The sequence below is a fragment of the Pedobacter gandavensis genome, assembly GCF_032678745.1.
In the GTDB taxonomy this organism is placed as follows: domain Bacteria; phylum Bacteroidota; class Bacteroidia; order Sphingobacteriales; family Sphingobacteriaceae; genus Pedobacter; species Pedobacter gandavensis_C.
Genome location: NZ_JAVTST010000002.1, coordinates 79,749 through 95,359, shown reverse-complemented (window position 1 = coordinate 95,359; position 15,611 = coordinate 79,749). Strand labels below are relative to the sequence as shown.

Sequence of the window (15,611 nt, the reverse complement as noted above, 5' to 3'; positions counted from 1 at the left end):
AAACCATTTAATTTTCGTGTTGTTGTATAGGCATGCCCTACAATTGGACAAAAATAAAACATTATATACTATGGACGCAAAAGAAATCAGTTTAAAAGAGAAAGACGTAAGACCTGTAGTGGACATGCTGAATGACTATCTGGCTAACTATCACATACATTACCAGAAATTAAGAGGATGTCACTGGAATGTAAAAGGTCAGAACTTCTTCACTTTACATATCAAATTTGAAGAGTTATATACCAATGCACAGTTAACAATCGATGAAATCGCAGAACGTGTACTTACTTTAGGTAAGCCACCGCATAGCCGTTTTGTTGACTACATTAAAGAATCAACACTTAAAGAGGTGGATACCATCGGCATGAAAGACATGGATATGGTAGAAGAGATTTTAGCAGATATGGCTCATTTAATTCAAATAGAACGTGATTTATTGGAAGCCACTGATAAAGCTGGTGATGATGGATCAAATGATATGGTCAACAGATTCATGCAGTTCAAAGAGAAAAATACCTGGATGTTGCGCTCATTCTGTGGTAAAAAATAAATAATCATTTTCCCCTGATGATTTAAAACCGCTTCCTAATCCGTTTAGGCAGCGGTTTTTTTTGTCGCTTTTTTGAGGGGAAGGTTAAGGTTAGGTTTGTGGCTCCGTAAGTTGTTGGAGGTAATTGTGCGGAGTAATTCCTTTTTGTTTTTTAAACTCGTAGAAGAAAGAGCTACGGGAGGAGAATCCAGCTTCACGGCCTAAGCCATCCAGACTGTATTGCTTGCAATGGTCTTTGTTTTGCATTTCTCCTAACACATAATTGACCCGATAGGTATTTATAAAATGACTAAAATTCTGCTGGAAATATAAGTTCAGTAAATGCGATAAATTATGAGGACTGAGTTGCAGCATCTCAGCAAGCTGCGCCAGAGAGAGTTTCTTCCGTAGATAGGGGCGGTGTTGTTCCAGATAAGACTCAATGTTTTCTTTTGATAGTATCTCTTCATCTCCCTTTTTATTGTAGGCACTCACAATTTTCTTTAGCGTAGTGATTTTTATGTTGAGGTAGGAGGCAACCAGTTCTAATGGTATTCGTGTGGCGTGATGAGGGTAGTTTTTTAAAAAGTCTGAATATTTATCTGATGCTGTGCCAATCCTAAAGAACACAGAGCGGTGATGCGCGATCTTATAATAAAGCTCCATTACTTTTCTCATCAGGATATTCATTTCCGGGTAAGTTGCAGTCAGCTTTTCCAGGTCATCTACATGTACACCTAATAATAAGGAATCCTCTTCTGCTTTGATGTCCTCGGTAGCTGGAACAATTCCATAAATCCCTTCAATCGCAGATACAAATTCCCCCTGCACACAAATGAAACTGGTGATGACCTGTTTTCCGGAAGTCGCCTCTCCAGTAAGGATACCTTCTATAATAAAGTAGACGAAATAACTATAATCACCTTTTCTCAATAAGTATTCATTCTTTTTGACATGAATTTCATAGCAAGTTTCACTGAGCAGAATCTTTGCGCCTAAAGGAAGCGGGAAGAAATGATCTAATCGTTCAAATACAGCGGACAAATATTTTTGTTCAGGCTTTTTCTGGTGGTGGATTGGTATTAACATCGAGGAAATTGTGGTTTGCGACTGCAAAGTAGCTAAAAGTGTGTATAAGATTATAATGTTGTACTCCTTAGTTGTTAAATTTTACTAATTCATAATGTCTTACGGTTACTTTTGTCAAAAATGTAAACGTATTGTCTTGGGCTAATAGTTAATGTGTTTCGTACAAAATATTTGTACCATTTACTGAGCCGGGATTTTATTATAGGTATTAAAGATTATGGAACGCTCCCATTTGTAATTGCTTCGCTTGCTATCCCTAGCAGCGGAGCTTTTATTTTATAAAAGGAATTTTTTTTACTTTTCTCTAAGAAATCGCTTTAGGCCAAACAACAATTGTTTAATACCTTTGGAAGGTAATGGGATATAAAAGTTTAGCAGAATGTGTGGCCGATTTAGAAAAACATGGCCATCTAATCAGGATTAAAGAAGAAGTAGACCCGTATCTCGAAATGGCTGCCATTCATTTACGTGTTTACGAAAAACAAGGACCTGCTTTATTCTTTGAGAAGGTGAAAGGAAGTCCTTTTCCAGCAGTGTCTAATTTATTTGGTACACTGGAACGCGCAAAGTTTATGTTCAGGGATAGCCTGGATAAAGTAGAGCAATTGGTAGGACTGAAGTTTGATCCAATGAGCGCATTAAAAAATCCACTAAAACTTCCTGCTATTGGCCTTACAGCGCTTACTGCATTGCCTTTAAAACAAACTTTCAAATCAACGTTTAGTAAAACTACCATAAGTGCATTGCCACAGATTGTAAATTGGCCTATGGATGGTGGTCCTTTTATTACCATGCCACAGGTGTATACAGAAGATATAGATAAGCCTGGGATTATGAATGCCAATCTTGGAATGTATCGGATCCAACTTGGAGGTAATGATTATATACCTGACCAGGAGATTGGATTACATTACCAGATTCATCGCGGAATTGGAGTACACCAGTCGAAAGCCAATGCAAAGGGGCAACCTTTAAAGGTAAGCATCTTTGTTGGAGGTCCACCTTCGCATCCGCTGGCAGCAGTAATGCCTTTGCCTGAAGGATTGTCGGAGATGACCTTTGCAGGTGCATTGGGGAACCGTAGGTTCAGGTATTTCTACGATGAAGAAGGTTTCTGTATCTCGGCAGATGCTGATTTCGTAATTACTGGGACCGTTTATCCTCAGGAAAACAAACCTGAAGGTCCTTTTGGGGATCATTTGGGTTATTATAGTCTAACTCATCCTTTCCCTTTAATGAAGGTTCACAATGTGTACCATCGCAAGGATGCAATATGGTCCTTCACTGTGGTGGGCAGGCCTCCGCAAGAGGATACTAGTTTTGGTGCATTGATTCATGAGATCGCCGGATCGGCATTGCCGAAGGAAATTCATGGATTAAAAGAGTTGAATGCAGTAGATGCGGCAGGGGTACACCCTCTGTTGTTCGCGATTGGCAGTGAACGTTATACGCCATTTCTGAACGAACGCAGACCTCAGGAGATCCTAACAATTGCCAATCATATTCTAGGTAAGAATCAGCTTAGTCTGGCTAAATACCTGTTTATTGCTGCCAGAGAAGACGATGAGACTTTAGATACTCATGACCTTTCTCGTTTTATACAGCATGTTTTATCAAGAATGGATCCCCGTACTGATTTACACTTTCATACAAATACCACCATTGATACTTTAGATTATAGCGGTGATGGTTTAAATAGTGGTTCTAAAGTGGTATTTGCTGCTGCGGGAGCTGTACGTAGAACATTATCGGAGGTAGTTCCTGCCGGTTTTACACTGCCAGAAAGCTTTACTGCGGCTTATATTGCTATTCCAGGAGTGTTAGCTGTTCAGGCTGCTCCTTATCTGAGCCATACTAAAGCAGTAGCAGAAGTAGCCGTTTTGAATGAGCAATTGAAAGGCCAGGATCTGGAAGGAATTGCATTGATTGTTTTATGCGATGATAGCGCTTTCTGTGCTGAAAATATAAACAACCTGGTATGGATTGCCTTTACCAGAAGTAATCCGGCTGTTGATATTCATGGTATTGGTTCTTTTACAACGAACAAACACTGGGGATGTACAGGCCCCGTAATTATTGATGCGAGAAAGAAACCACACCATGCACCTGAACTGATTAAGGATCCTCAGGTAGAAAAGAATATTGAGCGATTTGCATCGCTTTTTAAGTCCAATGGCTTTTAATCTGATAACTGAATAGACCAGACCAGTTTATTACTTAAGATACAATCATAAAAAAAGGGAAGTTGATTTAAATCAACTTCCCTTTTTTTATGATTGCTCGTAAATCAATACTTGAGCATCTGGCGGAAATTAGAATCTTACACCAAATGTTAAAAATACATTGTTTCTACTTGTTTTGATATTGGCTACAGGTTCTGGAGCCTCATTCTTATCTGCTATAAAGTAACTGTCTAAATCGACATTGCTTTCCACACGTTGGTAAGCAAGATCAAGATAATAGTTGCTTACACGGTAGCCTACACCACCAGTATAAAATTTAGTGCCAAAATAAGATTTAGTGTCATTTTTTATCGCAGAGCCATTGTTACCGTAACCAGCTCTTAAGCTAAAGCTATTGTCTACTTTATATTCTGCACCAACTCTATAGTTAACCGCACTTTGGTAGTTGTCTTTAATGAAATCGTTAGCTGTGTTTATTGCACCCTGGTTATTGTCCTGGTCAAGAGAATATTTGATGCCGGAATAATCAATGTAGTCAATATCTGCTGAAATTAGGGCTTTACCTCCAATTACATAACTTGCCCCTAAAGACCCTTTTGCTGGAGTACGCAATTGATAAGTTACCCCGGAAAGACCAGGATCATTGCTGAAAGTACCTTGTTGAGTACCTGCGTAATAAGTAGTAGTTAAAGAATGCGCTTGAACATCATCATAATACATCCAGCTTGGTGATTGATAAGTGGCACCTATACGTAAATTTGCGTCAGGTCTGTAAATCAAACCTACACGGGCATTGAAACCAGAACCTTTTACGTCTGAGTTTACTCTATAGTCAGTGTCGTAACTGCTGTTTACGCCAGTATTGTATCCGGATTCTCTAAACATACGGTCACTCTCATATCTTGAATTTACAAAATTCAGACTCGCACCAATATAGACGGTATTGGAAATATTTAAAGCACCAGCTACATTCATTTCTGAAGTAGATCCTGTTCTGATTTCTGTTTGACTTTGACGGTACGGTGCGCGGGTTGCAGCTGAATAAACATTGTTAGTTCCATCATAGTTAATTAGATAGTTGTCATACGCCATCTTCTCAATGCTGTAGTCGGCCAAAGTAGTTGGATCTCCAAGGGCAAAAAAGTTAGCTTCTTCTGCAAAGTAATTGTTGATGGAGTTCAGATTATTCGTTCCGTTAAAGCTGTATCTACCAGTGAAATCATTGTTGCGGCTATAACCTACACCAAAAACTGTACTGATCACCCCTTTCGTAGGATCCTGACCTTTAGGTTTGAAAGTAGGGTTATAAAATACTGCGCCTACATTATTCAGGTTCAACATATTCTTAGAAGAGTTTGTTCTTTCTCCAAGAAAATCTGCTTTACCTTTCATCATATTGAATTCAGGAGTAAAGCTAAACTCTGATTTAGTGAACAAACCAAGTCCGGCAGGGTTACCCCCTAATGAACTCATATCACCACCTACACCAATTTGCGCACCACCCATACTTTTGAATCGGGAGGTACTGCCATAATTAGTTTGAGAAAATCTCAGGGCATCAGGGCTGTATTGAGCATATAAAGAACCTGTAGTGGCTACTATAGCCACTAAGGAGGATAGAATTTTTTTCATGTTTGTTTTCTGAATGATAATAATTAGACCTGGTTAACCTCTTCCACCTCGAGAAGATCTACCTCCGCCACCACCACCGCCGCCGCCGGATGATCTGCCACCGCCGCTCTCTCCGCCACGTGATTGGCTAGGAGTATAAGTTGGGTTGCTTTGTGGTTGAGGTCTGTAACTTTCTCTTGATGGTCTGGCCTGTGGCTCCTGTCTGTTATTGTCACGCATTGGTCTACTATTTTGACCTGAGGCACGCTGTTGCGTTCCTTGTGTTCTGTTTGGGAGATAAGATTCAGATCTGCTTCCACGGGAAATTACATTTCCGTTCATATCAGTTCTTGTGTTGCCGCTTCCTCTTACTGTACTGCCGCCGTAACTTCTGTCGCCAGGGCTTCTTGATGGCCTTGGTGCATTATAAGTTCTTCCGGTATTGGAACCAATAATGATCCCGCCACCCCAGCCTGGATAGAAACCACCGCCCCATCCCGGGTAGTAGCCGCCACCCCATCCTGGGTACCATGGGTTATAACCAAATGAAGGGTAGAATCCGCCACCCCATCCATAATATGGATTGCCCCATGAGGAACCAAAGCTAAGGCCTAAAGAAAAGCCGCCACCATAGCCAAAACCACCGTCGAAATAAGGATCGTAGTACGATCTCCATGGACTAGCATAAGAAAATCTATTGATACGGGAAGAGTAATCCATGTCATAATAAGGATCACTAGTGCCATAATATTCATTATCGGCATCGTAATCATTTTGAGGAGCCACCACTCTTGGCTGAGGCGTATAAATCTGCGCCTTTGCATTAGAGTTGTACACATCATCATCTTGGGCACCTTGCTGCGCATACCTTGGCGCAGAGCAGGAAGCAACAACCAGGGTTGTTAAAGCCAGCATACCGGTGAATAAATGTCTAGGTTTCATAACTATATGTGTTGTTTGTGTGTTGCACGCTTTTTTGTAGACGATAAATTTATAAATTTGTAACCTACATTTCAAGCAAAGTTACACAAAAAACATTCCAAATAGTTATGAGCAAAGGTATTACAAGTAAAAATGAAGATTATTCGCAGTGGTATAACGACATTGTTATGAAAGCCGATCTGGCAGAGCATTCCTCTGTTAAAGGATGTATGGTGATAAAACCCTACGGATACTCCATTTGGGAGAAAATACAGGCGGTTTTAGACAAAAAGTTTAAAGATACAGGACATAGTAACGCTTATTTTCCTTTATTCATTCCTAAGTCATATTTTTCTAAGGAAGCGTCACACGTGGAAGGTTTTGCCACTGAATGTGCCGTGGTGACACACTACCGTCTTAAAAATGATGGAAATGGAAACATTATCGTAGATGAAACGGCAAAACTAGAAGAGGAATTAATTGTAAGACCAACTTCTGAAACAATCATTTGGAATACTTACAAAGGCTGGATCCAGTCTTACCGTGATCTTCCTTTGCTGATCAACCAATGGGCTAATGTGGTGCGCTGGGAAATGCGTACGCGTCTGTTTCTTCGTACTACGGAATTCCTATGGCAAGAAGGACATACTGCTCATGCAACTGCTCAGGAAGCTGTGGAAGAAACAGAGAAAATGTTGGAAGTGTATGCTGATTTTGCAGAAACCTGGATGGCTATGCCAGTTGTAAAAGGGGTTAAAACACCTAATGAACGTTTTGCAGGAGCATTAGATACTTACTGTATCGAAGCATTAATGCAAGATGGTAAAGCATTACAAGCAGGTACTTCTCACTTCCTTGGACAAAATTTCGCGAAAGCATTTGATGTGAAATTCACAAATAAAGAAGGTAAAATTGAACACGTATGGGCGAGTTCATGGGGCGTGTCAACACGTTTAATGGGTGCCTTAATTATGGCACATAGTGATGATGCAGGTTTGGTATTGCCTCCGAAATTAGCACCAATCCAGGTGGTGATTGTTCCGATTCATAAAAATGAGGAAGACCTGAAAAATATTACTACTTACGTAGATGAGTTGACGGCTAAATTGAAAAGTTTAGGTGTATCAGTGAAGTATGACGACCGTGAAGCACAACGCCCAGGATTCAAATTCGCAGAATATGAATTGAAAGGTGTACCAGTTCGCTTGGCCATCGGTGGTCGCGATATGGAAAATGGTACTGTGGAACTTGCTCGTAGAGATACAAGAGAGAAACAAACCGTTGCTCAGGAAGGCCTTGATATTTTTATCGTACAGTTATTAGATGATATTCAGTCGAATATTTATAACAAAGCTTTACAATTCCGTAATGAACATACAACCGAAGCGAACTCTTATGATGAGCTGAAAGAATTGTTAGATGGTAAAGCAGGATTTGTTTCTGCACATTGGGATGGTACTCCAGAAACAGAACAAAAGATTAAAGAAGAAACAAAAGCGACCATCAGATGTATTCCTTTAAACAATAAGCAGGAAGATGGTGTTTGTATTTATTCAGGCAAACCATCGAAACAAAGGGTGTTGTTTGCCCGCGCTTATTAATAATAACAAAGTAATTTGCGCGATATAGGAAACAAAAATTAAAAAATGGACACAGAAAATTACGCCAGAATACTGACTGAATTTGAAAATAAAGCCTCTTTAAAACAAGAGATCTACAGAAATACGACAGGAGTCTTTGAGTTGCTGAAAAAGCGACTCATGACCACTGCCGGTAGATTGAAACATGATTATCATGCCAAAGATCCATCTGTAGAAGTTGAATATAAAGAGAACAATAAGTTTGAAGTACAGCTGAAGTTTTCCGGTGATATGATGGTAGTGTCTATGCACAGTAATGTGTTTAACTTCGAGCCGGGACACACCGTATTTCAAACAAAATATGTGAAGGATGATCCATCCCTGAGTTATTGTGGAATCATCTATATCCATAATTTTCTTGCTGATTCCATCAAGTATAATCGTCTGGCAGACCAGGGGTCACTCATTGCCAGAATTCTTATCAACAAAGAAAAACACTTTATGGTAGAAGGGGAGGGCGCATTGGATTTTCTATATCCAGATTTCTCCGCCAATCTGGTCACAGAAGAAAGTCTTACAGATATCATTGAACGGTCAATTTTGTTCTGCCTGGCTGCAGATTTAATTATCCCCCCTTTTGCGCAAATAAAAGAAGTAACTTTAAATCAAAAACAATCGATGTTGGCCGCAAGCGGTTACCCAACAGGAAAACACCTGGGGTATCAGCTTAAGTCCGAAACAGAACAAAATAATAACCTATGAAGTTCGCAACAAAAGCTATACATGCCGGTCAGGAACCTGACCCATCAACAGGAGCAGTAATGACTCCAATCTATCAAACTTCTACCTACTGGCAAAAATCTCCTGGAGATCACCAGGGATTTGAATATTCCAGAGGTACCAATCCTACGCGTAAAGCTTTAGAGGATTGTCTTGCCGCTTTGGAAAATGCTAAATATGGTTTGGCTTTTTCAAGTGGAATGGGTGCTACAGATACGGTTTTAAGGCTGTTGCAACCTGGTGATGAAGTAATCACTGGAAACGATCTTTACGGAGGTTCGTACCGAATTTTCACTAAAGTATATGCGAAATACGGCATCAAATTCCATTTTCTGGACTTATCTAAGCCAGAAAATATGTTGCCATATATCAATGATAAAACGAAATTGGTATGGATTGAAACCCCAACAAACCCAACAATGCAGATCATCGACATTGAAGGTGTTGCCAAAATCACTAAAGAAAAGAACCTGATTTTAACGGTAGACAATACTTTTGCTTCTCCTTATCTTCAGAATCCAATTGATCTGGGTGCAGATATCGTAATGCATTCGGTAACCAAATACATCGGTGGTCACTCAGACGTGGTGATGGGTGCTTTATTAGTAAATGATGAGCAATTGTATAAAGACCTTTGGTTTATTTACAACGCTTGTGGTGCTACGCCAGGTCCTCAGGATGCTTTCCTGGTATTAAGAGGTATTAAAACCCTTCATTTACGTATGAAAGCACATTGTGAGAATGGTGAAAAAGTTGCCCGTTTCCTTAAAACCCATCCTAAAGTAGATAAGATCTATTGGCCAGGTTTTGAAGATCACCCTAACCATGACATCGCGAAGAAACAAATGCGCGGTTTTGGCGGTATGGTGTCTATCACTTTAAAAGGTGCTGACCTTCAGGAAACATTCAGAATTGCTTCTTCTTTCAAAGTGTTCACACTTGCAGAATCACTAGGTGGTGTAGAATCATTGATCAATCACCCGGTGAGTATGACGCATGGTTCTATTCCTAAGGAAGAACGTGAAAAAGTTGGCGTTACGGATAACCTTTTACGACTGAGTGTAGGAGTAGAAGATATCGACGATTTAATCGCAGATTTAGAACAGGCTTTAAGCTAATTTAAACATAAGAAATATTGGAATTCCTGGAACTTAAAGATTTTTTGGACTATAAAGTAGAGCAATACAACAAGCCCAATTTTATTACCAATGATCCCATTTGCATTCCGCACCGTTTTTCTAAAAAACAAGACGTTGAAATTGCCGCATTCTTTGCGGCAATTTTAGCTTGGGGCCAACGCAAAACCATTATCAATAAATGTACAGAGCTGTTTGAACGTATGGACAATGCGCCCTATGATTTCATGTTGCAGCATAATGATGATGACCTTAAAGGTTTACTGGGCTTTAAGCACCGGACCTTCAATGACACTGATTTGTTGTATTTTGTGTCTTTCTTTAAGTTTCATTACGAACAATCTGATAGTTTGGAAACGGCCTTTCTTGCACCCAAACCTTTATTCAGGGAGGAGTACCTGGAAGAACTGCCTTTAAAAGGTAAAGCAAAGAAGGGCTACGCTTCTGCCGCCTGTATGTTAGCTGAATTAGAGAAAACACCCCAGACAGAACAGGCTTTAAATTACTTCAGATCTTACTTTTTTTCTCTACCTGATTTCCCGAGACGTACGATTAAACATGTCTCTTCGCCCATGCAAAAGTCTACCTGTAAACGCCTAAATATGTTTTTACGCTGGATGGTTAGAAAAGACAATAAGGGTGTTGATTTCGGGCTTTGGAATACGCTGAAACCAGCAGATTTAATTTGTCCATGTGATGTTCATGTTGATCGGGTAGCACGTAAATTGGGGATGATTAGCAGAAAGCAAACGGATTGGCAAACTGCAGTAGAATTGACTAAAAAGCTTGTTGAATTTGATCCAATGGATCCGGTAAAATATGATTTTGCATTATTTGGATTAGGTGTAGAAGAAAAGTTTTAAATTATCCTATGGTTACTTTTAAAGCAGAGATAGAACGTTTTTCCGAAATGGGTGAAAAAACAGGTTGGACCTATATTTTCATTCCCTTTGCGATTGCCAATGAGATCAAAGCTGATTGCAGGAAAAGTTATCGGGTAAAAGGTAGATTGGATCAGCTGGTCGTTGAAGGATTGGCATTGGTTCCCATGGGCGAAGGTGATTTTATTATTGCGCTAAATGGGCCACTTCGTGAAAAACTGAAGAAAGAAAAGGGAGCCGTTTTGGAAGTCAGTCTGGAAGAAGACCTGACCTTTAAAATCCTGATGCCTGAAGATCTGGAAACCTGTCTTTCCGATGAACCACAATGGCTGGAAAGCTTTTTAAAGCTGCCGAAATCTCATCAAAACTATTACATCAACTGGCTGAATTCTGCTAAAACGGAACCTACACGTACTAAAAGACTGGTTAAAATCGTTACTGCGATGGACAAAGACTGGGATTTCGGAACGATGATGCGGGATGGAAAACCCCGCAAAGAATAAGGAATTAACGGCTGTAATTCCTGAACCAACTCCAAACTTTCATTTGAATAACTCCCAAAAATGCTTCTCTGAAAATACGGGTACTCATTTTGGAAGTACCTTCTGTGCGGTCAGTAAAGATGATCGGAACTTCGACTACCTTAAAGCCATACTTGATCGCTGTGAACTTCATTTCAATTTGGAAGGCATAACCCACAAATTTGATTTTATCTAAAGGAATGGTATTTAAAACAAGTCTGGTATAACATTTAAAACCCGCAGTAGCATCCTGAATGTCTATTCTGGTAATGACCCGTACGTACATAGAGGCGAAGTACGACATCAGCACCCTGCTCATTGGCCAGTTAACTACATTTACCCCATTCACATAACGGGAGCCTATAGCCAGATCTGCTCCATTGATACAAGCTTCACGAAGTCTGATCAGATCGTCAGGGTTATGGGAAAAGTCAGCATCCATTTCAAAAATGTATGCATACTGTGGGCGGGACAATGCCCAGCGGAAGCCATGAATATAAGCTGTGCCTAATCCCAATTTCCCTGTTCTTTCCTCAATGTGAAGCCCTGGGAACTCTTGTTGTAATCCTTTAACAATAGCGGCCGTTCCATCAGGAGAACCATCATCGATAATTAAGATTTCAAAGGAATAAGGCAAGGAGAAAACCTTTCTAATGATCTTCTCGATGTTTTCTTTCTCGTTGTAGGTAGGGATTATAATTAGACTGTCTGACACGTAATATAAATTTAGGAGCGAAATTATGGATTCTTAACGAAAAAACCCTCAGTATAATCTAATACCGAGGGTTAATTATGTTAAATCACAATAAAATGAGATTACTTGACGTCTCCCATTAGTTTTTTCACCAGTGGTGATAGGATAATCAGCAATACGCCTGCAATTAATGCATAAATAGCCAATTGCTTATAACCTTCTGTAAAGGTGATTAATTTTTGAGCTGTAGTATCATTCTCTCCACCTTTAGCCATGTTTGCACCTAAAATACCAGCTACATACTGACCATAAGCACTGGCAAGGAACCACATTCCCATCATCACTCCCTGTAACTTAACCGGGGATAGTTTGGTCATAATGGACAAACCAATTGGAGAAAGACAAAGCTCACCAAAGGTAATCACCAGGTAAGAAAGGGTAAAGGCATCTAAAGAAGCAATACCCTGTGCATTGGCAAAGAAACGAGTGCTATACAGGATAAAGAAACCACCTGCCAGAAAGATAAAGCCCAGCCCGAATTTTACGACGGTATTTGGTTCAATCTTTTTCTTCGCTAAACCGATCCATACCAAACTAAAGATAAAAGCAAAGATGATCACAAAGAAGGAGTTTGCAGAGTTGTTCACCCCATTTGGATCCAAGGTAATCACACCGAGCAATTTATCGTCCAGATTTCTTGCAGCAAAAAGTGCCATAGAACCACCACTTTGCTCATAAATCCCCCAGAATACAATAGAGAATAGAATAAATATGATGGCTGCAATCAGCTTTTTACGCTCTGCCCATCCGTATTTACTCATTTCATAAATGATGTAAACCAAGGTAGCAGGGCCAATGATATACATAAACCAGTCCGTGTATTGCGTTTTGGCAACCATGGTCATGATTACAGGAATGATAGCCAATGATCCCGCATATACCGCGTAATCGTACCATTTTCTATTGATTGCTTTTGTTGTGATCACCGCAGGTTCTGCAGGAATTTTTCCATCCAGACTTTCAGGTAAGATCACCGTCACTTCTTCGTCTTTAAATGGCGATAATCCGATAGGGCCCAGGCTCTTTTTAGTAAAGATGAAAGTTAGCAAACTAATGGTCATTACAATTCCGGCAAGGCCGAAAGCAAGGTGCCATGAATAGGTTTTTCCAAGATAAATACAAGCATAACCACCCAATAGACCACCAATGTTAATCCCAGCATAAAACAACGAGAAACCGGCATCACGACGAGGGTCATTGCCTTTGTATAATGAACCTACCATGGTAGAGATGTTGGGTTTAAAGAAACCGGTACCAACTACCGTGAAACTAATCCCGAGAAAGAAAAACTGATGTGGGTCATAGGAGAGGATCGCACTTCCGGCGATCATTAGGATACCGCCCCAAAAGAGCGATTTTCTGAATCCCAGGATTTTATCCGCAAAGAGCCCCCCGATAAAGGTGAAAGCATATACGAATGCCTGAGTGGCACCATATTGAAGATTGGCATCGCCATCTTTCATCATTAATTGCGTCACCATGAAATAGGTGAGCATTCCCCGCATTCCGTAGAAACAGAAGCGTTCCCACATTTCCGAGAAGAACAGGTACCAAAGTTGTTTTGGGTACTTGCCCTTGAAATTCTGAATTTGTTCTAAAGTAAGATTTTCAGCCATATCTTATATTGTAATTGATCTGTTAGTAAAAAAAGCCTTTGGAGAGTTCCAAAGGCTTGATTTTTTTATTTTACACCGTGCATTAAGCGTTTTAATACTGGAGTCAGCATCATGATAATCAAACCTAATCCGATAGGGATAAAGGTGAAAATCAGGAAGAAAGTACTCATTGAGTATTTAGAAGTGATCTCATCGATCATACCACCCATAGTACCTGCAATCTTATTACCGATTGCAATCGCCAAATACCAGATGCCAAACATGATGGCAATCATTCTTCCTGGAACCAGTTTACTTACATAAGATAAACCTACCGGAGAAATGAACAACTCACCCATGGTGTGGAAGAAATAAGCCAATACCAACCAGATCATACTTACTGAAGCAACAGCAGCACCCTGAGGGATAGAACTTGCACCATAAGCTAGCGCAGCAAAGCCGATACCTAAAAGGATCATTCCGAATCCGTTTTTAAACGTTGCAGATGGATTGTATTTACTTTCCCAAAGCTTAGATACAATAGGAGCACAACTGATAATGAATAGAGAGTTCAGGATACCAAACCAGGTAGCTGGAACTTCTGATTTCACTTCAGCATATTGGTTTTTAAGCATGTAGATTACAATCACCCAAATGATGATGAAACCGCAAGCTAAAATGATATTACCTACGGAATACTTACCGAAAGTTTTTGAGAACAACTTTAACAATACATAAGAGATGATCATTAAAGGAATAACAGTAATCAAAGTGTTTACAATATTGAAAATCACTTTAGAATCACCTGTTAAAAGTCGTTGCGTATAGTCTTTTGCAAAGATAGTCATCGAACCACCTGCCTGCTCAAAAGATGCCCAGAAGAAAATCGTAATGAAGGCCAGGATAATTACAGCGATCATTTTATCACGTAATACCGGGGTATATTGACTAATCCTTTTTACTAAGATGAATAAGAACAGCACCAATGCCGTAATGATCATGAAATTACTACCTTCCATGCCGCCAATCTTAAACGCGAACAAGTTCATGCTCGTGATTTTCGAAACAGGATCATTAATGATCCAGGATAAACCGATTGCAGCAATCAAACCGATCAATAACAAATCGAATTTAGAGAAAGGATTTCTTGTAGATTCTTCCAGGTTGTCAGAAACCTCTTCTACTTCATTTTTAACTGGTTTTAAGCCAATGTTTCCGAAAATACCTTGTGTGAAATAGAATTGGAGCATACCAATAAACATAAAGATACCGGCTAAACCGAATCCGTAAGCCCATCCCCAGTCTTTGCTCTCTCCGATATATCCACATAATAACATCCCTAAAAATGCACCTGCGTTCACGCCCATATAGAAAATGGTATAGGCACCATCTTTTTTCTCTGGGTGTTTTTTATACATCTGTGCGATGATAGAAGTCATGTTAGGCTTGAAGAAACCGTTTCCTACTACCAATAGACATAAGCCTAAGTACATGAAGAAATGATCGATTTCGATGGCCATCGATAAATGCCCTAAAGTCATTAATACGGCGCCTACAATAACTGCCCAGCGGTATCCGATGATTCTGTCGGCAATATAACCACCTAAAATAGGAGTTAAGTAAGCCAAACCTGTATAAGAACCATAAATCGCTAATGCATGGGCTCTAGGCCATCCCCATCCCGGATTGTCACCGATAATGGAAGAAGTTAGAAAAAGCACCAGCAATGCCCGCATCCCGTAGTAGGAGAATCTTTCCCACATCTCTGTAAAGAATAGAACAAACAGTCCTGCCGGATGTCCTAGTACCTTACTCTCAAAAAAGTTATTTGGAGTGTCCAAATTTTGTGCATTCATGTGTTGGTTTTTTTGTGTAATAATTTATTGAAAGGTTCAGTTAGTTCTTATAAATAAAATAATGAAGAGGCGCGTGTTTTGGTAAGGTTTTTGTTTGATATTGAAATAAACCATCGCGCAAGATAGGCACCCGGACTCAAACTCACAAATTTTTAAAGTAGTTTAAAACGGTATT

The 15,611-nt window shown here is 39.9% G+C and carries 13 protein-coding genes; 7 read left to right on the top strand and 6 right to left on the bottom strand.

Annotated elements, in window-relative coordinates; translation table 11 throughout:
- Positions 1–70 precede the first annotated feature (70 nt).
- Positions 71–550, top strand: a complete 480-nt coding sequence (locus R2S10_RS08040) for a DNA starvation/stationary phase protection protein (protein WP_316839937.1) — start codon at positions 71–73, stop codon at positions 548–550.
- 90 nt (positions 551–640) lie between these two features.
- Here R2S10_RS08040 and R2S10_RS08035 read toward each other — a convergent pair whose 3' ends face one another.
- A complete protein-coding gene (locus R2S10_RS08035) occupies positions 641–1,618 on the bottom strand; it encodes a helix-turn-helix domain-containing protein (RefSeq protein WP_316839936.1) in 978 nt (325 codons plus the stop codon).
- A 356-nt stretch (positions 1,619–1,974) separates the two neighbouring features.
- Between R2S10_RS08035 and R2S10_RS08030 the strand changes: the two genes are divergently transcribed.
- On the top strand, positions 1,975–3,801 hold the full coding sequence (locus R2S10_RS08030) for a UbiD family decarboxylase (protein ID WP_316839935.1): 1,827 nt from the start codon (positions 1,975–1,977) through the stop codon (positions 3,799–3,801).
- Between the two features lie 129 nt (positions 3,802–3,930).
- Here the strand turns inward: R2S10_RS08030 and R2S10_RS08025 are convergent, their stop codons facing one another.
- Positions 3,931–5,433, bottom strand: a complete 1,503-nt coding sequence (locus R2S10_RS08025; protein ID WP_316839934.1) for an OmpP1/FadL family transporter — start codon at positions 5,431–5,433, stop codon at positions 3,931–3,933.
- A 33-nt stretch (positions 5,434–5,466) separates the two neighbouring features.
- Complete coding sequence (locus R2S10_RS08020; RefSeq protein WP_316839933.1) at positions 5,467–6,354, bottom strand: hypothetical protein; 888 nt, start codon at positions 6,352–6,354, stop codon at positions 5,467–5,469.
- A gap of 107 nt (positions 6,355–6,461) precedes the next feature.
- Here R2S10_RS08020 and proS point away from each other — a divergent pair, with 107 nt between their 5' ends.
- Genes proS through R2S10_RS07995 form a run of 5 tightly spaced genes read left to right on the top strand, consistent with a single transcriptional unit; the run spans position 6,462 to position 11,213 of the window.
- The gene (proS, locus tag R2S10_RS08015; RefSeq protein WP_316839932.1) at positions 6,462–7,934 is read left to right on the top strand and encodes a proline--tRNA ligase; all 1,473 of its coding nucleotides are present in this window, start codon (positions 6,462–6,464) and stop codon (positions 7,932–7,934) included.
- 45 nt (positions 7,935–7,979) lie between these two features.
- Positions 7,980–8,675 (top strand): hypothetical protein, encoded by a 696-nt coding sequence (locus tag R2S10_RS08010; protein ID WP_316839931.1) that lies wholly within the window; start codon positions 7,980–7,982, stop codon positions 8,673–8,675.
- The gene (locus tag R2S10_RS08005) at positions 8,672–9,811 is read left to right on the top strand and encodes a cystathionine gamma-synthase (RefSeq protein ID WP_062547512.1); all 1,140 of its coding nucleotides are present in this window, start codon (positions 8,672–8,674) and stop codon (positions 9,809–9,811) included. The genes R2S10_RS08010 and R2S10_RS08005 overlap by 4 nt, the downstream gene beginning before the upstream one ends.
- Positions 9,812–9,828: 17 nt before the next feature.
- On the top strand, positions 9,829–10,692 hold the full coding sequence (locus tag R2S10_RS08000) for a TIGR02757 family protein (RefSeq protein ID WP_316839930.1): 864 nt from the start codon (positions 9,829–9,831) through the stop codon (positions 10,690–10,692).
- 8 nt (positions 10,693–10,700) lie between these two features.
- Entirely contained in the window at positions 10,701–11,213 is a 513-nt protein-coding gene (locus R2S10_RS07995) for a YdeI/OmpD-associated family protein (protein WP_316839929.1), read from the top strand.
- Between the two features lie 4 nt (positions 11,214–11,217).
- Here R2S10_RS07995 and R2S10_RS07990 read toward each other — a convergent pair whose 3' ends face one another.
- The 3 genes from R2S10_RS07990 to R2S10_RS07980 all read right to left on the bottom strand — a co-directional run bounded on the left by R2S10_RS07990 (position 11,218) and on the right by R2S10_RS07980 (position 15,436).
- Positions 11,218–11,946, bottom strand: a complete 729-nt coding sequence (locus R2S10_RS07990) for a polyprenol monophosphomannose synthase (protein WP_316839928.1) — start codon at positions 11,944–11,946, stop codon at positions 11,218–11,220.
- A 101-nt stretch (positions 11,947–12,047) separates the two neighbouring features.
- Positions 12,048–13,601 (bottom strand): peptide MFS transporter, encoded by a 1,554-nt coding sequence (locus tag R2S10_RS07985; RefSeq protein ID WP_316839927.1) that lies wholly within the window; start codon positions 13,599–13,601, stop codon positions 12,048–12,050.
- 65 nt (positions 13,602–13,666) lie between these two features.
- Entirely contained in the window at positions 13,667–15,436 is a 1,770-nt protein-coding gene (locus tag R2S10_RS07980) for a peptide MFS transporter (protein WP_316839926.1), read from the bottom strand.
- Positions 15,437–15,611 lie beyond the last annotated feature (175 nt).